General features: G+C 36.6%; 23 protein-coding genes and 1 riboswitch. Of the genes, 8 read left to right on the forward strand and 15 right to left on the reverse strand.

The genetic code is table 11. The features are described from left to right. The 4 genes from JZO69_RS13305 to JZO69_RS13320 all read left to right on the forward strand — a co-directional run. Window positions 1–1624, forward strand: a 1624-nt coding sequence (locus tag JZO69_RS13305) for an Ig-like domain-containing protein (protein WP_207113357.1), incomplete at its 5' end; no start/stop codon positions are given. Window positions 1625–1820: 196 nt separating this feature from the next. Beyond that, window positions 1821–1992, forward strand: a riboswitch (Lysine riboswitch). A gap of 147 nt (window positions 1993–2139) precedes the next feature. Continuing rightward, window positions 2140–3729, forward strand: coding sequence for an ABC transporter permease subunit (locus JZO69_RS13310; RefSeq protein WP_207113358.1), 1590 nt, complete (start codon window positions 2140–2142; stop codon window positions 3727–3729). Between the two features lie 24 nt (window positions 3730–3753). Continuing rightward, window positions 3754–4494, forward strand: coding sequence for an amino acid ABC transporter ATP-binding protein (locus JZO69_RS13315; protein WP_375270045.1), 741 nt, complete (start codon window positions 3754–3756; stop codon window positions 4492–4494). Window positions 4495–4713: 219 nt separating this feature from the next. Continuing rightward, a complete protein-coding gene (locus JZO69_RS13320; protein ID WP_207113359.1) occupies window positions 4714–5250 on the forward strand; it encodes a GNAT family N-acetyltransferase in 537 nt (178 codons plus the stop codon). Between the two features lie 87 nt (window positions 5251–5337). On the opposite strand, the gene JZO69_RS13325 is transcribed toward JZO69_RS13320, so the two are convergent. Both JZO69_RS13325 and JZO69_RS13330 read right to left on the reverse strand, forming a co-directional pair. Continuing rightward, complete coding sequence (locus JZO69_RS13325) at window positions 5338–5904, reverse strand: LOG family protein (protein WP_207113360.1); 567 nt, start codon at window positions 5902–5904, stop codon at window positions 5338–5340. Window positions 5905–5929: 25 nt separating this feature from the next. After that, window positions 5930–6568 (reverse strand): histidine phosphatase family protein, encoded by a 639-nt coding sequence (locus JZO69_RS13330; RefSeq protein ID WP_207113361.1) that lies wholly within the window; start codon window positions 6566–6568, stop codon window positions 5930–5932. A 171-nt stretch (window positions 6569–6739) separates the two neighbouring features. On the opposite strand from JZO69_RS13330, the gene JZO69_RS13335 reads away from it, so the two are divergent. The 4 genes from JZO69_RS13335 (at window position 6740) to JZO69_RS13350 (ending at window position 10705) form a co-directional block, all read left to right on the forward strand. After that, entirely contained in the window at window positions 6740–7066 is a 327-nt protein-coding gene (locus tag JZO69_RS13335) for a MazG nucleotide pyrophosphohydrolase domain-containing protein (RefSeq protein ID WP_207113362.1), read from the forward strand. Window positions 7067–7079: 13 nt separating this feature from the next. Beyond that, entirely contained in the window at window positions 7080–7568 is a 489-nt protein-coding gene (locus JZO69_RS13340; protein WP_207113363.1) for a GNAT family N-acetyltransferase, read from the forward strand. A gap of 115 nt (window positions 7569–7683) precedes the next feature. Continuing rightward, window positions 7684–9036 (forward strand): branched-chain amino acid transport system II carrier protein, encoded by a 1353-nt coding sequence (gene brnQ, locus JZO69_RS13345; RefSeq protein ID WP_207113364.1) that lies wholly within the window; start codon window positions 7684–7686, stop codon window positions 9034–9036. Window positions 9037–9196: 160 nt separating this feature from the next. Then, window positions 9197–10705: a helix-turn-helix domain-containing protein gene (locus JZO69_RS13350; RefSeq protein ID WP_207113449.1), complete on the forward strand. Its 1509-nt coding sequence runs from the start codon at window positions 9197–9199 to the stop codon at window positions 10703–10705. Window positions 10706–10874: 169 nt separating this feature from the next. On the opposite strand, the gene truA is transcribed toward JZO69_RS13350, so the two are convergent. From truA to JZO69_RS13415, 13 genes are all read right to left on the reverse strand, one after another. Further along, on the reverse strand, window positions 10875–11621 hold the full coding sequence (truA, locus tag JZO69_RS13355) for a tRNA pseudouridine(38-40) synthase TruA (protein ID WP_207113365.1): 747 nt from the start codon (window positions 11619–11621) through the stop codon (window positions 10875–10877). Between the two features lie 17 nt (window positions 11622–11638). Next, the gene (locus JZO69_RS13360; protein WP_207113366.1) at window positions 11639–12436 is read right to left on the reverse strand and encodes an energy-coupling factor transporter transmembrane component T family protein; all 798 of its coding nucleotides are present in this window, start codon (window positions 12434–12436) and stop codon (window positions 11639–11641) included. Then, window positions 12433–13302 (reverse strand): energy-coupling factor ABC transporter ATP-binding protein, encoded by an 870-nt coding sequence (locus tag JZO69_RS13365; RefSeq protein WP_207113367.1) that lies wholly within the window; start codon window positions 13300–13302, stop codon window positions 12433–12435. Before JZO69_RS13365 ends, JZO69_RS13360 begins: the two co-directional genes overlap by 4 nt. Next, window positions 13278–14117 carry an energy-coupling factor ABC transporter ATP-binding protein gene (locus JZO69_RS13370; RefSeq protein ID WP_207113368.1) on the reverse strand — a complete coding sequence of 280 codons (840 nt, stop codon included), beginning with the start codon at window positions 14115–14117 and terminating at the stop codon, window positions 13278–13280. Before JZO69_RS13370 ends, JZO69_RS13365 begins: the two co-directional genes overlap by 25 nt. A gap of 244 nt (window positions 14118–14361) precedes the next feature. Next, the gene (locus JZO69_RS13375) at window positions 14362–15531 is read right to left on the reverse strand and encodes a M20 family metallopeptidase (RefSeq protein ID WP_207113369.1); all 1170 of its coding nucleotides are present in this window, start codon (window positions 15529–15531) and stop codon (window positions 14362–14364) included. Between the two features lie 15 nt (window positions 15532–15546). Continuing rightward, window positions 15547–16749, reverse strand: coding sequence for a hypothetical protein (locus tag JZO69_RS13380; RefSeq protein WP_207113370.1), 1203 nt, complete (start codon window positions 16747–16749; stop codon window positions 15547–15549). Window positions 16750–17036: 287 nt separating this feature from the next. Beyond that, on the reverse strand, window positions 17037–17420 hold the full coding sequence (gene rplQ / locus JZO69_RS13385; protein WP_207113371.1) for a 50S ribosomal protein L17: 384 nt from the start codon (window positions 17418–17420) through the stop codon (window positions 17037–17039). Window positions 17421–17447: 27 nt separating this feature from the next. After that, entirely contained in the window at window positions 17448–18386 is a 939-nt protein-coding gene (locus JZO69_RS13390; RefSeq protein ID WP_010761667.1) for a DNA-directed RNA polymerase subunit alpha, read from the reverse strand. An 80-nt stretch (window positions 18387–18466) separates the two neighbouring features. Further along, on the reverse strand, window positions 18467–18856 hold the full coding sequence (rpsK, locus tag JZO69_RS13395) for a 30S ribosomal protein S11 (protein ID WP_010761668.1): 390 nt from the start codon (window positions 18854–18856) through the stop codon (window positions 18467–18469). A gap of 27 nt (window positions 18857–18883) precedes the next feature. Continuing rightward, window positions 18884–19249, reverse strand: a complete 366-nt coding sequence (rpsM, locus tag JZO69_RS13400) for a 30S ribosomal protein S13 (protein ID WP_010761669.1) — start codon at window positions 19247–19249, stop codon at window positions 18884–18886. An 18-nt stretch (window positions 19250–19267) separates the two neighbouring features. Next, window positions 19268–19384: a 50S ribosomal protein L36 gene (gene rpmJ / locus JZO69_RS13405; RefSeq protein WP_002288710.1), complete on the reverse strand. Its 117-nt coding sequence runs from the start codon at window positions 19382–19384 to the stop codon at window positions 19268–19270. A 32-nt stretch (window positions 19385–19416) separates the two neighbouring features. Next, the gene (infA, locus tag JZO69_RS13410; RefSeq protein WP_002356224.1) at window positions 19417–19635 is read right to left on the reverse strand and encodes a translation initiation factor IF-1; all 219 of its coding nucleotides are present in this window, start codon (window positions 19633–19635) and stop codon (window positions 19417–19419) included. A 194-nt stretch (window positions 19636–19829) separates the two neighbouring features. Then, window positions 19830–20480 carry an adenylate kinase gene (locus JZO69_RS13415; RefSeq protein WP_207113372.1) on the reverse strand — a complete coding sequence of 217 codons (651 nt, stop codon included), beginning with the start codon at window positions 20478–20480 and terminating at the stop codon, window positions 19830–19832. Between the last annotated feature and the right edge of the window lie 80 nt (window positions 20481–20560).

Below are 20560 nucleotides of genomic sequence, written 5' to 3' on the forward strand. Positions count from 1 at the left end.
ATTATTTATTTTGAAAAAAATTATATTAGGTTTAATTGGTATTTTTTTCCTGGGAACATCTCTTGTTAGTTTAACTCCTGCAACACAAGCATGGGGAATCGAACCTCGTTCCATTATTGGTATAGACGATCGTATTCCGGTTACAGATACCACCATCGCTCCCTATCAAAGTACTGTATTCATCGCAGCTGATGGCTCACACGGATCAGGTTCTGTTATAGGAAAGAACACTGTTTTAACAGCCGCACATGTTGTAAAACGAATTAAAGATAATCCAAACAAAGACTCTATCTTTGTCTCTCCTGGAAGAGACGGTGCAACTCTACCTTACGGAAAATTCAAAATAAAAGAGGTTCATATTCCTCAAAAATATTTGACTGAACCAAATGTTGATAGTGATATCGCTGTTGTTACTCTTGAACAAAACAATGGGCAAAGTATTGGTGATGTGGTCAAACAAAATCCGATTGCTTTAACTGATTCCGTAACAATCGGAAGTTCGCTCTCAAGTACGGGGTATCCAGGAGACAAACCTTGGGCTACCTTGTGGGAAACAAAAGGAAAGGTTATCGGACAAACTGCTACTCGACTCTACTATAATTTCGATACTAGTGGTGGACAATCTGGCTCCTCTGTTTTTAATGAAAATCATGAAATCATCGCTGTTCATTCATCTGGTGCGACAACTAGGAATATCGGTTTAAAATTAACTTCAGATTATTATGATTTTATTTTAGAACATATCGGTGAAACATCTACCCCGCTTGAAATTTCTCCTAAAGAAATTGTCGTTGAAAAAGAAGAAGTGGAATTAAATGCTGGAGAATCTATAGAGCTTAAAGCCTCTGTTTTACCTGAAAATACAACGAATAAGCAATTACAATGGGATACAACAGACGAAGAGATCGTTACAGTTGATGCCAATGGGCGTATCACAGGAGTAACCCCTGGTTCTACTATTATTGATGTATCAACCGCTGATGGAAAAATCACAAAGTATATTGACGTTACTGTAAATCAAGTTGCACCCAAAGAAATTGTCGTTGAAAAAGAATATCTTGAATTAACGACTGGAGAATCAACAACACTCCAAGCATCTGTCTTACCTGAAAACACAACTTATAAACAATTGTTCTGGCTTTCAAGTGACGATGCTATTGCCACGGTTGATGACAATGGTAAAATTACAGGTGTAGCAGCTGGCTCAGCAGAAATTTTAATCCTATCTAGTGATGGAAACATAGAGAAATATATTACAGTTGCAATCAATGAAACCTTGCAACCTGTCAGTATGACTTTTCCTTCAAAAACTGGATTATATTTTTCTAAACAAGATATAAAGGAGTCTGTTGAAGTACAATCAACCGCTGATAAAAAAGCAGTTACCTTTTTCCACCTAAACAAACTAAATCCATTATATGAGCTGAAAATCGGTGAAATGAATGTTGCTAGCGGCAGTGGTGTCTATAATGTTCAACCATTGACACTTGGTCAGCCCATGATTCCTTCTTTATACGATATCAGTATGGATAGAAAATTGACTGATAGCGACATTGTTATTATGTATGTCGATAAGAAAAATCCTAATCTTGTAAAAGATTATTTCTTTGTTAGAAAAATGTAAATTTAATCCTTGTACTTTAGAGGAGAGATTCGGAACTATCTTTTAGTTTTGTATCTCTCCTTTTTTGATTTAAAAATACTCCGTTTAAATAATTTAGGAAAAATTGAATGAGAAATCATGCTTAAGTAAAACATTGACTTTTTCCGTCAAATAACTTACAATTTACACTTGAATCTGATAATTAAATAGTACCTCAAATTGAGGTAGAGGTTGCGTTTTTTATTAAGCTTGCGGAGTGAGAGGTCACATTGAAACAAGTCTAGGAAAAAGCGCCGAAATGCATAACAGCCTCTCTGTTATGTGTTGGGACGTAAGCGAATAGGTTACGGACTGTCTTAGTAGTGATGCTAAGTTGCGCTATGTTTTTGTTGAGAGTACCTGACGATAGTAGGCAACCATGCATTTGTATGGTTGTTTTTTTGCGTAAAGAAGGATATGTTAGACACATTCTTCAAAACTCTTTAAACTAAATTATAGTAGAAAAAATTCAAGAGTTAAAAGAAAGGAAGAAAAACATGAACAAGAAATCATTTTCACTTGGCTTATTATTCGCAATCATTTTAAGCGTGTTCTGCGCTCCACTATTCAGCCAAGCAGAAGGAAATACAAACGGTGAATTCCGTGTTGGAATGGAGGCAGGCTATGCACCATTTAACTGGTCACAAAAAACAGATGCAAACGGTGCTGTTCCTATCCAAGGAAATTCTTCCTTTGCAGGAGGCTACGATGTCCAAATCGCGAAAAAAATTGCAGATGGACTGGATAAAAAACTAGTGATCGTTCAAACAAAATGGGACGGTCTAGCACCTGCCCTACAATCTGGAAAAATCGATGCGATTATTGCTGGGATGAGTCCAACAGCTGAACGTCGCAAAGAGATCGATTTTACTGATCCTTATTATGAATCACAATTAGTAGTCGTTGTTCAGAAAAAAGGAAAATTTGCTGAGGCGAAAAATTTAAAAGATTTATCTGGTGCTAAAATTACAGCACAGTTAAACACCTTCCATTATAGTGTGATCGATCAAATTCCTGGTGTGAATCAACAACAAGCAATGGATAATTTCTCCGCAATGAGAACGGCCCTTGCTTCTGGCATGATCGATGGGTATGTCAGCGAACGACCAGAAGGCGTAACTGCTACAAGTGTTAATAAAGACTTAGAAATGCTGGAATTCGCTAAAGAAAATGGTTTCCAAACAAATGCCGAAGATGTTCAAATCGCAGTCGGTATGCGTAAAGCAGATCCAGAAATCAGTAATGTTAATCAAATTTTATCTGGTATTTCTTCAGAAGAACGTACAAAAATCATGGATCAAGCAGTCAAAGACCAACCAGCTGCCGAAACAAGTGATAGTAAAAAAACAGGCGTTTTAGCTGATTTTAAAAATATTTGGGATCAATACGGCGGGATGTTCTTGCGTGGTGCAGGTTTAACTTTATTTATCGCTTTGATCGGAACAGTTGTGGGAACGACTTTAGGTTTATTAATCGGTGTCGTTCGTACAATTCCTGAATCTGAAAATAAAGTGAAACGTTTCTTCCAAAAATTAGGTAACGCCTTGCTTTCTATCTATATTGAAGTGTTCCGTGGTACGCCTATGATGGTACAAGCAATGGTCATCTTCTATGGTTTGGCCTTGGCCTTTGGGATTTCTTTAGACCGAACAGTTGCAGCCTTGTTTATTGTTTCTATTAATACGGGCGCTTATATGTCTGAAATTGTCCGTGGCGGGATCTTCGCTGTTGATCAAGGACAATTTGAAGCAGCTCAAGCAATCGGAATGACTCATGGTCAAACAATGCGTAAAGTCGTTGTTCCTCAAGTATTGCGTAATATTTTACCAGCAACCGGAAATGAATTTGTTATCAATATTAAAGATACTGCCGTGTTAAGCGTTATCGGTGTAGCAGACTTATTCTTCCAAGGAAATTCAGCATCTGGCGCGAACTTCCAATTCTTCCAAACCTTTACGATTGTAGGAATCATGTACTTGATCATGACATATGCAATCACACGTATCTTACGTGTCGTTGAAAAGAAAATGGATGGCCCTTCTGCTTATGTAAAATTAGAGGAAGCAGAAAATCTAAAAGAAAGCTAATTTTTAAAACAGGAGGATATAATGATGAACCAAATGATTGAAGTCGAACATTTAAGAAAAAGCTTCGGTGAAAATGAAGTTTTAAAAGATATCAATGTAACAGTAAATAAAGGAGAAGTTGTAACCATCATCGGTTCTTCTGGTTCTGGTAAATCCACTCTTTTACGTTGCATCAATTTATTAGAAAAACCAACTGGCGGCAAAATCATCTATAATGGTGAGAATGTGCTGGAACGTGGCTATAACTTACCAAAATATCGTACACATTTGGGCATGGTTTTCCAGTCCTTTAACTTATTTAATAATATGAATGTGTTAGAAAATTGCACATCAGGACAAATTACTGTCTTAAAACGAGGCAAAGAGGAAGCACGTAAAATTGCTTTGGAAAACTTAGATAAAGTTGGTATGGAACGCTTTATTGATGCAAAACCATCACAGCTTTCTGGAGGACAAAAACAGCGTGTCGCAATCGCTCGTGCCTTATCTATGAACCCTGATGTAATGCTTTTTGATGAACCAACTTCAGCACTTGATCCTGAAATGGTTGGTGAGGTGCTGAAAACAATGAAAGATTTAGCTCATACAGGCTTAACGATGATTATCGTAACGCATGAAATGGAATTTGCCAAAGAGGTTTCAGATCGTGTGATCTTTATGGATAAAGGTGTGATTGCTGAAGAAGGCACATCTGATGATATCTTTGTTCATCCAAAAGAAGAACGGACGAAAGAATTTTTACATCGAATTTTATCTAAATCATAAATCAAGTTATTTATCACAGGATATCATTTTTATAATGGTCTCCTGTGATTTTTTTGTTCAGTTTAATCCGACCATACTATTTCGAAATTCACTAAAAACCGATTGACATTAAAGTAACTTGAACCTATATAATTAATAAATAAAGTTTCTCTCAAGTTTTGAGAAATTTATTTTAAGGAAAATAAATAAACTAACATAACAGTTTTATAGGAGGTCATCATGTTAAAAGCCAAACCAGTATCAAGAAGTTTACCCGAATATTCTACTATTATTGATCTTTTTAAAATGTCTTTCCCAACAAATGAACAATTTCCAATCTGGTTATTGCGTTTATTGTCTTGTAGAAAGGGGATAGAATTTTTAGCTTTCTATGATAAAAATAAATTATGTGGCTTCACTTACTTAGTCAAAAAAGAAAACACGCTTTTTATTCTTTATTTAGCAACGAACAACAAGATACGATCCCAAGGTTATGGATCGAAGATATTAAATTGGATCAATGTTCAGTACAAAAATCATGAAATAGCGTTAAATATCGAAACTGTAGAAAAGACATTTAACAATTATGAACAACGTGTAAAAAGAAAAGAATTCTATTTAAAAAATGATTATCATGATACCAATCTTCGTGTAAAAGAACACGGCGTAGTATTCGATGTCTTATCTAATTCCCAAGATTTTACGTTTGAAAAATATAAGAAATTAATTCAACACTTCACACTCAATTTCTATTCACCAACTAAGTATCGCCCATAAAATATGGCTGAAGGAGACAACCTTCTAAAATTATCCTCAAGCTAATTTCTATCAATGATTAGGCCTAAAAATTGTCAAAAATACTGTTTATTTATATTGTCTGATTGTTGGCGGCGTAAACAAATCGATGAATGTTTTGATTTCTTCCAACGAATCAGAAAAGAAAATCTTTTCCCGATCTTCTTTTGTTAAAAAGCCATCTGAAACCATTTTATCAAAGAATTCTGCCAGCAGATCATAATACCCATCCACATTAAAAAAGACACAAGGATTTTGATGTTCCCCCACTCTTCCCCAAGAAACGACCTCTGAAATTTCTTCTAAGGTTCCTGGACCTCCTGGTAATGCCAAATAGCAATCTGCCAAGTCGATCATTTTTCTTTTACGTTCGTGCATATCATTTACGATATGCATTTCGGTAATATTTTGATGAGCTAATTCCCGATCTAGCAGAAATGTCGGCATAACACCAATTGCTTTACCGCCATTTTCAATAACCGTATCTGCCAAAACTCCCATTAAACCGACATTGCCTCCGCCATAAACAAGGTCATATTGATTGTTGCTCATCCATTGTCCTAATTCTTTTGTTCGCTCCTGATAAATTGCCTTATTCCCTACACTAGCACCACAGTAAACTGCCATTTTTTCCATAAAATTTCCACCTAATCTACCTAATTTATGCTTCTTCATTTTGTGATTGATATGAACTATCATTAAACGATTTGATTGTATAGATTTTATTATTCTGGTCGTTCTCTAAAATTGAGATACTGGTATTCGCCAGTGGACCACCTTCACGCCATTTAGATTTTTCTTTTCCTACTAAAGCGTTGATCAGAGTAATCAGTAACACTCCGTGAGCTACGATCAATACTTTTCCATCTGGATAGGCTTCACTAAGTTTTTCGATTGTTTTAGTCGAACGTGCAACTAAAGAATCTATCGTTTCCCCTTCAAAAGCTGTAGGATCATATAAATCTGGGCGATTGCGTAAATGGTCAGTTTGTTCATCTGTGTGATCAATTTCAACGCCTTCACGTTTACCGAATTTAATTTCTCTTAATGAATCATGATATTGCACAGTCAACCCATCTAAAAAATTATTTTCTTTAAGAAGATAGTTAGCTGTGTCCATCGCACGCTTTTGAGTACTGACAGAAACTACATCAAAACGTACATCAGAAAGATAACGACCAGCTTGGATTGCTTGTTCAACTCCTACAGGCAACAACGGAGAATCAATCTCTCCTCCCTGAAATCGCAAGCTCAAGTTCAATTCAGTCTTTCCATGTCTAACAAAATAAAATGTGGTCATATGTTCCATTCCCTTCATTTTTTTGAAATGTTCCTTCACTTGATTATGATACTACAAATAGAAAATCTTTGCTTTGACTCTAAAAATAATTGTATGTTTCACTGCAATAAAACACTTTTTTTCATTTTGAGTCTGATATGCTACCATAGTAAAATAGACAGGAGGGATTGTGTGGAACTTAAACATTATCAAAAATGGATTAGTGATTTTTATAAAAAAAGGAATTGGTATGCTCTTAATCCGTTCATTCGAGTAGGATTTTTAGCTGAAGAAACGGGGGAAGTCGCACGAGCTGTGCGTGCTTTAGAAATCGGTCGGGATCGTCCGGATGAACAAAATCAAGAAAAAGAAGCTTTGATTCAGGATTTAACTGAAGAACTTGGAGATGTGTTAGATAATATCTTTATTCTTGCAGATAAATACGATATCCGTTTTGAAGATATTTTAACTTCACATAAAACTAAATTAGAAGAAAGATTTAAAGAAATAGATAGATGAAAGAAGGATAATAATGGAAAAGAAGATAATGATCAGAGCCGTTGAGGAAAATGATTTTCCTGGGTTACTTGAGATAGAAAATACAATTTGGAACAATCACAATTCTCCTGTACTTCATTATTATGAATCGGTTGATGAATACAAAGAAAAGATCGAAGGACGACTTATTTTTGTTGCTGTAGATGAAAACAAGGTTCATGGTTTTATCGATGTGCATCACCCTACACCGTTACTATCTCATAAAAAGCAATGGATGTTCGGCATCGGGGTCCATCCTGAAAGCCAATCTTTGGGTATTGGACGTCAATTAGTGGATTATTTAAAAGAAGCTGCTACTAATGAGGGCATTCATAAAATTTCTTTACGAGTCATGGGCGCTAATACGAAAGCAATCCAGTTTTATCGTAAAAATGGATTTATCCAAGAAGCTTTACTCAAAGATGAATTTTTTATCAATGGACGGTTCTGTGATGACTATCAATTTGCTTATTTTATAGATTAATCTCAGTTAGTTTTAATGTTTTCAGAAAACATCTAGCCCTTTCTGAAAATTCGCTTGCTGTCGACTACTTATTCTGTTATTTTAGTTAAGAATAACGTTTAAGGAGTGTTGAATTTTGACAAAAAAATTAACCTGGCGTGATTACCTTTATGTAGGTTCCATGCTATTTGGCTTGTTTTTCGGAGCTGGAAATTTGATTTTTCCGGTTCATATGGGACAAGAAGCTGGAGCAAATATCTTTTTAGCAAATCTTGGGTTCTTGATTACAGGGATTGGTTTGCCCTTTTTAGGTGTAATTGCCATTGGTATTTCAAAAAGTAATGGTGTCTTTGATTTGGCAACTCGAGTAAATCGACGCTACGCTGTTGGTTTTACTGTGTTGTTATATCTGACGATCGGGCCATTTTTTGCCTTGCCTCGTCTTGCAACAACGTCGTTTGAAATTGGTTTAGCACCATTTATTTCAGGCGACCAGCACAAGTTATTTTTAGCTATTTTTTCAGCACTATTTTTCTTGGTTGCTTGGGCATTCTCACGTAAACCATCTAAATTGTTGGACTATGTCGGAAAGTTTTTAAATCCGTTATTTTTATTCTTATTGGCTATTTTGATTTTGTTTGCATTTATTACTCCATTAGGATCTGTAGCTTCTGCACCCGTTGGCACTACATACGCTGAAAATCCCTTTTTCAAAGGCTTTACTGAAGGGTATAACACCTTGGATGCATTGGCATCATTAGCTTTTGGAATCATTATTGTTTCAACCATTCGAGGAATGGGTGTGGAAAAACCAAATGATATTGCTAAAGATACTATAAAATCTGGCGCAATCAGTGTTGTCTTGATGGGAATCATTTATACGTTATTATCTTATATGGGTACAATGAGTTTAGGTGGATTCCCAATCAGTGACAATGGCGGCATTGCTTTAGCGCAAATCGCGAATCATTATTTAGGTAACTTAGGCAGTATTTTACTCGCCTTTATCGTGATTTTAGCTTGTCTAAAAACAGCAATTGGGCTGATTACAGCTTGTTCTGAAACGTTCAGCGAACTGTTCCCCAAAGGCTCTTATGCATTTTACATTGCGATAGCTAGTATTTTACCTTGTTTGTTTGCAAATGTTGGGTTAACGAATATCATTCAATTTTCGATTCCTGTTTTGATGTTTCTTTATCCTTTGGCTATGACTTTAATGATTTTAGTAATCATCAGTCCCTTGTTCAAACATCGTAAAGAAGTTTATCGTATGACCACTTATGTAACATTATTTGCTGCCTTACTTGACGCGTTGAATAGCTCACCAGATTTCATCAAAACTAATACATTTATTGCAACTATTTTAAAAACAGCTGAAACCTATCTACCTTTGTTTACTATCGGTATGGGCTGGGTTGTTCCGGCTGTAATTGGCTTTTTCATTGGTTTGATTTGGGTCATGTTAAAAAAAGAAGCTATTTCTGAATAGGAAAAAAGATAAGGTGCGACTCTGAGAGTTCTTACCTTATCTTTTTCTTTCGTTAAAAAACCTTTATGTAAAATATTGATTACTAAATATACTCAAATTATCGTCTTAGCTGACAAGTGCTTACAAAGTACAGTAGAATAGGAGCAAGGAAGTGATTAGCATGTTATATGAAGAATTGATGATGGATTCGGGAATGTTGGCAAAGTTTAGCCTTTTTAAGCGAATCACACAAATCAATCAGACGGATATCTCAATTACCCAATTATCTGAAGAACTATTTTTAAATTACCAACAAACATCTATTATCGTTACTGAAATCAATAATGACTTAGTTAAAATAATCAGCACGCATCCATCGATCCTAAAAAAAGCTGGGAAAATCGACAGTACAAAATTACTGGTAACAATTGATGAGTATCGTTACTTTCTATTGAAAAAATCGGTGCCGTTTCAATATATCTTTTATTTTTTAAATCATGATTCTCCCAATATTGATGATTTTTGTGAACGCTACTATGTTAGCCGTTCCACTGTCTCTAGAAAAATGCTTCCTTTAAAGAATCATGTAAAGCAATTCAATCTACGATTTACATATACTGAAGCAAACTTAACTGGTGATGAACGCTCTGTGAGAGTAGCCCTTTTTGATGCGCTTTGGTTAGGAACCAGAGGAACCACTTGGCCATTTAAAAGTGTAGCTATTGAAGATGCTCAAAAACTTGCTGAAGCTTTTGCTGAGTACTTTCCTTTATCAAGAACTTATTTGGGGAGCCGAGAGCTAACCTATTTTGCAGCAATCTTTCTTTGTCGCACGCGAAAAAAATATTTTGTTAGCTACGATGAACGTTATGATTTTTTATTAATGGACAACCCTTATTATGATTTTGATCGCTTAAATAAAGAGCTTGGTCCAATCCAGACATTATCACCTGAACATAATAAAGCTGAAAGTAGTTTTATCTTTTTCTTATCACATTATGCACCATTTTATACATTGGATGACGACCCTTCATTGTTTCAAACGTTACATGATTTTTCAACTCGTCCAAATCCAGTCTATGAGTTAGTTCAAGAGTTTATCGCTTATGCTAAAATCAATATCTTCAAAAAGGAACCAGAAATTCTTGATAAGCCAATCATTATTGGTAATCTTTTAAATATTACCTTTACGTTTTTTGTCTTACGCCAACCTTTTCCGAACCTGCAAAAATTAGTTGAGATTCCCCAGCAAAAGAAAAAAGCCGATGAATCCCTTGAAAGAAAACTTCAACAATTTTTCGATGAAAAGGCTCAGGAGAAGGAATACAAATTTGTTTACACGATCAAAAAACCTTTGATTGCAGCATTTAAAAGTGTTCTACTTCCTTCTTATGACAAACCACAACACTCTGAACATCTAAAAGTCGGTGTTGCCTTTGAACATAATTTTACGTTAGTTAGAATGATTTATCAGTTTTTAAATGATTTAGGTTTTGTGGACTCTGCGCCTTATCAGGAAGAACAAAATGACAGTTATGATTTAGTTATCAGTTCATCCTTGCTTCCTAGAAAAAAATATCCAGATATCCCTTTGTATTTTTGGGATTTATCTTACAGTAACAAAGATTTAGCTGATCTGTATAAAATTCTGCAGCAGCTATTTGAAAAGAAGAATATTATTCAAGAATAAAGATAAATTTATCAGAGACATAAACTAGCCTTTGATCGCATTTTAAATTATTTCAAAAAAAGAAACAGGTAGACACGGATGCCACCCACAAAATTAGACCATAAAATCTAACGTTTAGGGTGGCTGCACGTATCATGCCTGTTTTTCTTTTAAATAAGGAATTATTATTTTATTCGTATTTTACTTCAACTAAATATAATCCTTCTGGATGTGCTGTTGGTCCAGCTAAATTTCGATCTTTCGCTTGGATAATTTCTGGAATCAATGTTTCATCCATCCGGCCATTGCCCATCTTGAGCAAGGTCCCTACTAAGATCCGAATCATTTTATACAAAAAGCCATCACCGCGAAATGTAAAAATCAACTCATCGCCTGCTTCATTGACCGTTAAACTAGCTTCATGAATCGTGCGGACTTTATCTTCTATTTCCGTACCAGAAGCACAAAATGAGGTAAAATCATGAGTACCTATTAAATCAGTCAACGCTCGCTGGATTTTTTCCACATCAACTGGATAAGGAAAATAACTCGCATAAAAGCGTTTGAACGGACTTCTTGGTTTACCAATATCTACTCGAAATTGATACGTCTTTTCAACTACATGATACCGTGCATGAAAATCATCTGGAACAATCTCCACACTTTTTACTGCGATATCTTCAGGCGTTTGTGTATCCAACGCATAACGCATTCTTTCTAACTCTCTTGCTTGCGGATAATCAAAGTGAATGACCTGTCCTTCAGCATGAACACCAGCATCTGTCCGACCAGAACCAAAAATCGTGATCGTTTTGCCATTGTTCATTTTTCTTAATGTTTTTTCAAATTCCTCTTGAACCGTCCGTCCATTCGGCTGAGCTTGAAATCCATTAAAATTCGTTCCATCATAAGCAATTATCGCTTTATAGCGTGGCATTTCTTTTCCCCTTTACTCTAACTTCTTAATAAAATCAAGACCACAGTCAAAGCTGCAAACGCCAGCATCACTGCCGTATCTTTTACATGCCAATGAAGAATTCGATATTTCGTCCGACCATCTCCACCTTGATACCCACGAGCTTCCATCGCAGTCGCTAAATCTTCTGCTCGATTAAAACTGCTAACGAATAACGGAATCAATAACGGTACCACAGCCTTCATCTTTTGAATTAAATTTCCTTCACCAAAATCTACACCGCGAGCACGTTGCGCATTCATGATTTTCTCTGTTTCGTCCATTAAAGTTGGAACAAAACGTAAAGCAATCGACAACATCAATGACACTTCATGAACAGGAAAACGAAGGACTTTCAGTGGTCGCAGCAAATACTCAATCGCATCTGACAAATCCAACGGTGGAGTTGTCAATGTCAATAACGTAGACATAAAAATAATCAATACAAAACGGCAAAAGATCATCAAACCGTTCATTATACCAAATTCTGTAAGTGTAAAAATCCCCCATTTAAAGTAGACCTCTCCACCTTGCGTAAACAACATCTGTAAAGCAACAGTGAATAAAATCAACCAAATCAATGGTTTGATCCCTCGAATAAAAAATCGAATATTGATCTTCGATAAAAAAATTGCAAATAATGTAAAAATAGTTAACATAGCATACGTTTGCCAATTATTCGCTAAAAAAATAATCCCAATAAAATAAAAACTAGCAACCAGCTTAGCTCTTGGATCCATTGTATGAATAAACGAATTTCCAGGAATATACCGACCAAAAATCAACTTGTTCATCATTGGCCTTCACCTGCTTTCTTGAAGCCTTTTAACAATTCATCTGCTAAGGCATCGGCTGTTAATGGTAAATGATCAAAGTTCATTCCTTTATTCACCAATTTTTCTGCAAAAGAAGCCGCAGTCGGAACACCTAATTGTTTTTCTTTTAACCAATCGATATTTTGAAAAACTTCTTGTGGTATTCCTGATTTTACTATTTTTCCTTTTTCTAATACGATCACATGATCTGCATAATTAGCAACATCATCCATTAAATGAGTCACTAAAACAATAGTCATCCCACGTTCTTCATGTAGTCGTTGGAACATTTCCATCATTTCTTTACGTCCCTGAGGATCTAAGCCTGCTGTAGGTTCATCCAATACCAAAACTTCTGGTTCCATTGCTAAAACGCCCGCAATTGCAACTCGACGCATTTGCCCACCTGACAATTCAAAAGGAGAACGTTCCAAATAACTCGCATCTAGCCCGACCAAACCTAACATTTCGGCAGCCAAACTTGCAGCATCTTCTTCTGAGACTCCAAAGTTTTTAGGTCCAAATGCAATATCCTTAGCAACTGTTTCTTCAAATAATTGCGCTTCTGGAAATTGAAATACGATTCCGACTTTTTTACGAATTGGTTTTAAGTTTTTATTATTTGTTTCAGGCACAATTGTTCTATCACCGATCGTTACTGTTCCTTTTGTCGGTTTAACCAAAGCATTCAAATGCTGTAATAGCGTAGATTTGCCACTGCCTGTATGACCAACGATTGCCGTATAAGAGCCATCTTCGATTGTTAGATTCAAATCAAATAATGCTCGTTGTTCAAATGGTGTATTGGGCTGGTAGGTAAAATCTACTTGTTCAAAACGGATGTCCATAACCAGTCCACCATCCTTTCTTCGGTCAAGTACTCTTTCGGAACATCAATTCCGCGTTTTTTTAGTGCTATTTTTAATTTTTCTGGAAAAGGCAAATCTAAGCCCATTTGGATCAAGTCAGTTCCGGCAGAGAAAATTTCTGCTGGCGTGCCTTCACCAACTAATTCCCCTTGTTTCATTACTAGAATTCGATTCGCATTGGCAGCTTCATCAATATCATGGGTAATTGAAATGACCGTCAAATTGCTTTCTTCTTTGATTTTTTTGATTGTTGAGATAACTTCTTCGCGTCCTTCTGGATCAAGCATACTTGTCGCTTCATCCAAAATAATGATATCTGGGCGCAAAGCTACCACACCAGCAATAGCTACACGCTGTTTTTGACCACCTGATAAGCGGGCAGGTTCCCGTGTAGCAAATGAATCCATTCGAACTTTCTCTAAAGCATCTTTGACTCTAACAAGCATTTCCTCGCGAGGTATGCCTTGATTCTCTAAGCCGAATGCCACATCATCTTCTACAGTTGAACCAACAAACTGATTGTCAGGATTTTGAAACACCATCCCCACCATACGGCGGATATCCCAAACGTTGGTTTCGTTCAATTCTTTGCCTTCAACTGCAATACTGCCAGAAGCTGGCAGCAATAAACCATTGATCGTTTTTGCCAACGTTGATTTTCCTGAGCCATTATGCCCAATTATAGCAATCCACTCGCCTTGTTGGATGGAAAAAGATACATCTTTCAACGCGGGAGAAGCATCTTCAGGTTGATAGTTAAAATCGATATTTTTTAATTCAATTATCGGTTGCATCGCGTACTCCCTCAATTATTTAGTCTTCCTAACACTAACAAAAAATCAGTGTTTTTTCAATCATCTATTCTTTTCTTTGCACTATTGTCTATTATAACAAAATAAGTCAATTTATGTGTATTCTTATCTGTCATGACAGAATTTTTTTAGCAATTAATTGATGATCTCTCATTACTAACTAAAATAAGGATAGAACAAAACTAAAACATTAGTTTCATTCTATCCTTTAAACTCGAATAATCCGTTATTTATTTAAATACTCAAAAGCATATTGCGCATACAACTCTGCTCCTATTTCCATCGCATCTTCATCCACATTAAATCGCCCATGATGATGTGCCCATTCTGTATCTTTCTCTGGATTTCCACAACCAACTAAAGCAAAACATCCTGGTGTATTCTCAGTAAAGTAACTAAAATCTTCTCCCCCAGTGGTTGGTGGTTCTTGAATTAACGCTGATTCACCAAAGCTCTCTTTGATGATTGCTTGAGCAAATAATGCATCTTCTTCGTCATTGATTACAGGAACTGTTCCATAATTATAGTCTACCGTAGCTGTACCGCCATACATCACCGCAGTTTGCTCAGCATAGCGTTTTAAAGCTTTTTCCACACGATCACGCGTCTCAATACTAAAACAACGTACAGTGCCTTCTAATCGAGCATTTTCAGCGATCACATTAAATCGTGTACCAACATCCATTTTACCCACGGTCACTACAACAGGATCTAACGGATTGGTTTCTCTAGAAACGACAGTTTGCACATTCATAACAAATGAAGAAGCTATCACTGCTGCATCTACACAGGCATCCGGCATTGCACCATGTCCACCACGTCCTTTGAAGTCGATGGAAAAAATATCCGCTGAAGCAAATGATGAGCCTACTACACAAGAAGCTGTTCCAGAGGGCATTTGTGACCAGATATGAATCCCAAAAACATCGTCTACTCCTTCTACCGCACCTTGTGCGACCATCGCTTTTGCTCCCTGAGCGTTTTCTTCTGATGGCTGAAAAATAAAACGTACAGATCCTTTAATTTCTGACTGCACCTCTTTTAATGCTTTTGCAGCAGTTAAAAGCATCGCTGTATGAGCATCATGCCCACAAGCATGCATTTTCCCATCTTCTAATGACTTATAAGAGATGCCATCATTTAGCTCTTGAACAGGTAATGCATCCATATCAGCTCTCAAAGCTACTGTTTTTCCTGGTTGATCGCCAACTAATTCTGCAATGATTCCTGTAGGTTCGGTCTTACGATAAGGAATACCGATTTTATCTAACGTTTCAGCAACCTTTTCTGTCGTTCTAAATTCCTCAAATTGCAATTCTGGGTGTTGATGTAGATCTCTTCTGAAATCGATCATTTCTTGTTTATACTTTTGTACCAAAGTTTTTAATTCGTTCATTTCATTCCCTCACTTCTATAGACTTAATAAAATACTCGAAAAAATTCCTGCTAAGACAACTGACACAATTGTCACTGTTATAAATCCTGCTACTAACATCGGCGGCATCATATGACTTGTTAGAGCTTCTATCTCTTTTTCATCTTCGGTCAAAGACTGAATGACTTCATTGGTAATTATATAATCTGCTGGAAATCCATACAAGGCAGTCAGTGACACCGCAAAGGCCATTTCTTTACTAACACCTAACAACTTTCCTACAATAGCTGAAAACAAATACATCCCAATCACACCAATAATAATAATACCCACCATTGGTAGAAATAATTCTTCTAACATTTCTGGTGTTGCTTTTTTCAACCCATCAAAGATAAATAACATTAATCCTAAAATAGCAAAACCAAAACTATTCGCTTTTTTCAATGGTTGTTTTTCTAGAAAACCTACAGAAGAAGCAATAACTCCAAAAAATAAACATAAAACAAATGGACTAATCGCTACAAATGGCGCACTCCATACTGAAACATAATAGGCTAATAAAGCCACAATCGCTAAACGAAAAATTCGAGAAAAATCAGTATGATACTTTTTAGGTACACTGCTAAACAATCTTGGAATATCTTCATCAACTGTCTCTTCTTGCCCAGCTTCCTGTTCATGAACAGGTGTCCATTCTCCATTACGATATTTTTCAAGCATTCGTTTTCCTTCTTTTTTCAACATAATCGAAGTTAAAGGATAGCCGGCAAACCCTTGCATCACATAAATCAAAATGGCCAATACTGATAATGATGTCAATCCAGCTGTTTGAGCGGCTTCTGACATAATCAAAGAAGAAACAACCCCTCCAACTAAAGGTGGTACTGCAACCAATACGGTCTTAAAATCGAAAATCAATGATCCAACTGTTAATAATAAAACAACAATACCTAAAATGCCTGAAAGTGTGATCACAATCGTTTTCCATTGATTTCCCAATTCTTTGATTGATAACAGTGTCCCCATATTAGTAATCAGCAAATACATTAATAATGTAGCAACAACTGGCGGAATCCCAGCAATTTCAACAATGTTTTCTGGAAAAAAAGTCCAATAACCAATAACAAATAGTACTGCACAGACAAAAACCGATGAAATCCATGCTTTTGTTTTGCTTGATACAACGTCTCCAATGTATAAAATTCCCATTAGTAACGTAAAAGCTGTCATTTGTGCCATGTTACTCCCCCTTAAAACCCCTTTATTTTGTCAGAAAATTCCGACTAATAAAAGTATACTAAAATTTACACCCGGATGCAATAACATAACAAAAATAATCAGGTTTACTCCAATAAAACAAAAAAGCCCTAAGAATAAATTCTTAGGACAAAAAAATACACCTTATCTATGATGAGTGCTTCCCTACCAGACAAGTCCGGCAGGGAAAGCGTTGAGCTAGACTAGGAGTCGCCTCCAACATCATAACACTCTAAAAGAATCATCTATAAAGTGACGGTATAGTTTGATTATTTAACAAATTCGATAATTACCATTGGTGCTGCATCTCCGCGTCTTGGTTCTGTCTTCAAGATACGAGTGTAACCACCTTGGCGTTCAGCGTAACGAGGTGCAAGGTCATTGAATAACTTTTGTAAAGCTGATTCAACAACGATTTTTTTGTCTTCTTCACGAACGCTAGCAACTTCATTACGTACAAAAGTAGCTGCTTGACGACGAGCATGAAGATCTCCACGTTTGCCTAAAGTAATCATTTTTTCTGTAGTCGAACGAATTTCTTTCGCACGAGCTTCAGTCGTAACGATACGTTCATTGATAATTAAATCAGTAGTTAAGTCACGCAACATTGCCTTACGTTGGCTTGATGTGCGTCCTAATTTACGATAACCCACGTTGGTTTTCCTCCTTCGTAAAAAGTATTAATCGTCTTTACGTAAGCCTAAACCTAAATCATGTAGTTTTAGTTTAACCTCTTCAAGAGATTTACGACCTAAATTACGTACTTTGATCATTTCTGGTTCAGATTTATTTGTAAGTTCTTGTACAGTGTTAATACCTGCACGTTTTAAACAGTTGTATGAACGAACAGACAAGTCTAGTTCTTCGATGGTCATTTCTAGCATTTTTTCTTTTTGTGTTTCTTCTTTTTCAACCATGATTTCAGCGTTTTTCGCTTCGTCAGTAAGGTTAACAAAGATGTCTAAATGCTCCGTCATAATCTTAGCAGCTAAGCTAAGGGCTTCTTGAGGAATGATTGAACCATCAGTCCATATTTCCATTGTTAATTTGTCGAAGTCATCACGACGACCAACACGAGTGTTTTCTACTTGGTAGTTCACACGGCGAACTGGTGTATAGATGGAATCAACAGGGAGAACACCAATTGGCATATCTTCCTTTTTGTTTTCGTCTGCTTGAACATAGCCACGACCAGGTTTCACAGTTAAGCGAGCATGGAAAGTAGCTCCTTCAGAGACACTACAGATAATTAAATCTTTATTTAGGATCTCAACATCACTGTCGACAATAATATCGCCAGCAGTTACTGTAGCAGGTCCTGTAATATCGATCTCAAGGGTTTTTTCTTCTTCCGCATAAAGCTTAAGAGCTAAACCTTTAATATTCAAAATAATTTGAGTTACGTCTTCTCTCACACCTTTAATGGTAGAGAATTCATGCAACACACCATCGATCTGAATATTTGTAATAGCCGCTCCCGGCAGAGAAGATAATAAAATACGACGTAGAGAATTACCTAAAGTAGTCCCGTAACCTCTTTCCAGTGGTTCAACGACGAACTTGCCATAATCTCTATTCTCATCAATTTTTTCGATTCTTGGTTTTTCAAATTCAATCATTCTTATCTATACCCCTTTCAAAACGAAAAGTGTCTTGTTCAATGACGTTCTTAATTCAAACTCAGAATGAGTGGCACTCATTAAACACGACGGCGTTTTGGAGGGCGGCATCCATTATGAGGAACTGGAGTCACGTCACGAATTGCAGTCACTTCTAAACCTGTTGCTTGCAATGAACGAATCGCTGCTTCACGTCCAGAACCTGGTCCTTTAACTGTTACATCAACAGTTTTAAGTCCGTGTTCTTGTGCTGCTTTAGTTGCAGCTTCTGCGGCCATTTGAGCTGCAAACGGTGTTGATTTTTTACTTCCTTTAAAGCCTAATGATCCTGCTGATGACCAAGCCAATGCATTACCATGACTATCAGTGATCATTACAATTGTATTGTTGAATGTAGAATGGATATGTGCAATCCCAGTTTCTATATTCTTTTTCACACGGCGTTTACGACTAACTTTTTTTGCTGCCATGAAGATCTAACCTCCTTCACTTAGGAATTATTTTTTCTTGCCTGCTACAGTACGAGCTGGGCCTTTACGAGTACGTGCATTATTTTTCGTGTTTTGTCCACGAGTTGGTAATCCACGACGGTGACGGATTCCACGATATGAACCGATTTCCATCAAACGTTTGATGTTCAAGTTCACTTCACGACGAAGATCACCTTCAACTTTTAACTTATCAATTTCCGCACGGATGGCATCTGTTTGATCGTTCGTTAAGTCACGAACACGAATATCTTCAGATACGCCAACGTTTGCTAAAACTTTTTTAGCAGTAGTGTTACCAATACCAAAAATATAAGTAAGGGAAATTACTACACGTTTATCACGAGGGATGTCTACTCCTGCAATACGAGCCATTATTCGTTACACCTCCTATTATCCTTGACGTTGTTTATGTTTTGGATTTGCTGGGCAAATGACCATAACACGTCCTTTACGGCGAATTACTTTACAATGTTCACACATTGGTTTTACTGATGGTCTTACTTTCATGATAATACCTCCCTGAATTTTACGGAGTACAATTATTTAAAGCGATAAGTGATTCGACCACGAGTTAAATCATATGGAGATAACTCTACAGTCACTTTATCCCCAGGTAAAATTCGAATATAGTGCATACGGATCTTACCGGAAACAGTAGCAAGAACTTGGTGTCCATTTTCTAGTTCAACTTTAAACATTGCATTCGGCAAAGTTTCGACGACTGTACCTTCGACTTCAATCATATCTTCTTTAGCCACGCACAGTACCTCCTTGTACTTGTTTCGCATTTTCACACGATAAAATGGCGGAAACTTCAGCCCCCACCTAGAATTTTCAATTAAACCTCTACAAAAAGGTAGAAGTCGGACTGATATATTCTATCATAAACTATTCTATTTGGCAAGAGAATCTGAATCAAACACAAATGGTAAACTGCGGGCCATTCAAACAACTATCTTTTTTCAATGATTTGTTTCACTTCAGAAAAAACAGTATCGATCTCGCGATTCCCATCTATTGTGTGCAGTACGTTTTTAGCCTTGTAAAAGTCTAAAATCGGTGCACTACTTTTGATGTTGACAGCCAGACGGTTTTTGACCGTTTCAGGCTTATCATCTTCTCTTTGATAAAATTCATGTCCGCCGCAACGATCGCATGTTCCTTCTACAGTCGGAGGATTGAAGATTTTATGATAAGTTGCTCCACAAGAGCGGCAGATAAAACGGCCAGCTAAGCGTTCAACTAAAATTTCTTCTTCAACATGGATGTCGATGACAGCATCAATTTTTTTATTTAACTCTTGTAACATTTTATCTAATGCTTCTGCTTGATCCAAAGTACGTGGAAAACCATCTAATAAAAAGCCTTTATCAGTATCAGGTTCTGCCAAACGTTCTTTGACAATTCCATTTGTTACATCATCAGGAACCAAAGCACCTTTATCGATATAAGATTTCGCTTCTAAGCCAAGAGCAGTTTCGTTTTTCATAGCAGCACGGAACATATCTCCTGTAGAAATATGAGGAATACCATAAGTATCCACGATCTGTTCTGCTTGAGTTCCTTTGCCTGCTCCAGGCAATCCCATTAAAATGAGGTTCATTTCATTTCCTCCTAATTTTAAAGGCTGGCTTTTGAAGCTAGCCTAGCGAGAGAATGGGTGCTGAGGATGATCCTCAACAC

This window comes from Candidatus Enterococcus ikei, from assembly GCF_017316105.1.
Classification (GTDB): Bacteria; Bacillota; Bacilli; order Lactobacillales; family Enterococcaceae; genus Enterococcus_L; species Enterococcus_L ikei.

Excerpts from the sequence above, each read along its gene's own strand:
- JZO69_RS13370 (WP_207113368.1), bottom strand. The coding sequence starts at position 14,117 with ATGCAACCGATAATTGAATTAAAAAATATCGATTTTAACTATCAACCT.
- JZO69_RS13330 (WP_207113361.1), bottom strand. The coding sequence starts at position 6,568 with ATGACCACATTTTATTTTGTTAGACATGGAAAGACTGAATTGAACTTG.
- JZO69_RS13340 (WP_207113363.1), top strand. The coding sequence starts at position 7,080 with ATGGAAAAGAAGATAATGATCAGAGCCGTTGAGGAAAATGATTTTCCT.
- JZO69_RS13365 (WP_207113367.1), bottom strand. The coding sequence starts at position 13,302 with ATGGACATCCGTTTTGAACAAGTAGATTTTACCTACCAGCCCAATACA.
- JZO69_RS13350 (WP_207113449.1), top strand. The coding sequence starts at position 9,197 with ATGTTATATGAAGAATTGATGATGGATTCGGGAATGTTGGCAAAGTTT.
- JZO69_RS13360 (WP_207113366.1), bottom strand. The coding sequence starts at position 12,436 with ATGATGAACAAGTTGATTTTTGGTCGGTATATTCCTGGAAATTCGTTT.
- rpsK (WP_010761668.1), bottom strand. The coding sequence starts at position 18,856 with ATGGCAGCAAAAAAAGTTAGTCGTAAACGCCGTGTGAAAAAGAATATA.
- rpsM (WP_010761669.1), bottom strand. The coding sequence starts at position 19,249 with ATGGCTCGTATTGCAGGAGTAGACATCCCTCGTGATAAACGTGTAGTA.
- JZO69_RS13325 (WP_207113360.1), bottom strand. The coding sequence starts at position 5,904 with ATGGAAAAAATGGCAGTTTACTGTGGTGCTAGTGTAGGGAATAAGGCA.
- rpmJ (WP_002288710.1), bottom strand. The coding sequence starts at position 19,384 with ATGAAAGTAAGACCATCAGTAAAACCAATGTGTGAACATTGTAAAGTA.
- JZO69_RS13390 (WP_010761667.1), bottom strand. The coding sequence starts at position 18,386 with ATGATTGAATTTGAAAAACCAAGAATCGAAAAAATTGATGAGAATAGA.
- JZO69_RS13380 (WP_207113370.1), bottom strand. The coding sequence starts at position 16,749 with ATGGCACAAATGACAGCTTTTACGTTACTAATGGGAATTTTATACATT.
- truA (WP_207113365.1), bottom strand. The coding sequence starts at position 11,621 with ATGCCACGCTATAAAGCGATAATTGCTTATGATGGAACGAATTTTAAT.
- JZO69_RS13310 (WP_207113358.1), top strand. The coding sequence starts at position 2,140 with ATGAACAAGAAATCATTTTCACTTGGCTTATTATTCGCAATCATTTTA.
- JZO69_RS13320 (WP_207113359.1), top strand. The coding sequence starts at position 4,714 with ATGTTAAAAGCCAAACCAGTATCAAGAAGTTTACCCGAATATTCTACT.
- JZO69_RS13375 (WP_207113369.1), bottom strand. The coding sequence starts at position 15,531 with ATGAACGAATTAAAAACTTTGGTACAAAAGTATAAACAAGAAATGATC.
- JZO69_RS13315 (WP_375270045.1), top strand. The coding sequence starts at position 3,754 with ATGAACCAAATGATTGAAGTCGAACATTTAAGAAAAAGCTTCGGTGAA.
- JZO69_RS13415 (WP_207113372.1), bottom strand. The coding sequence starts at position 20,480 with ATGAACCTCATTTTAATGGGATTGCCTGGAGCAGGCAAAGGAACTCAA.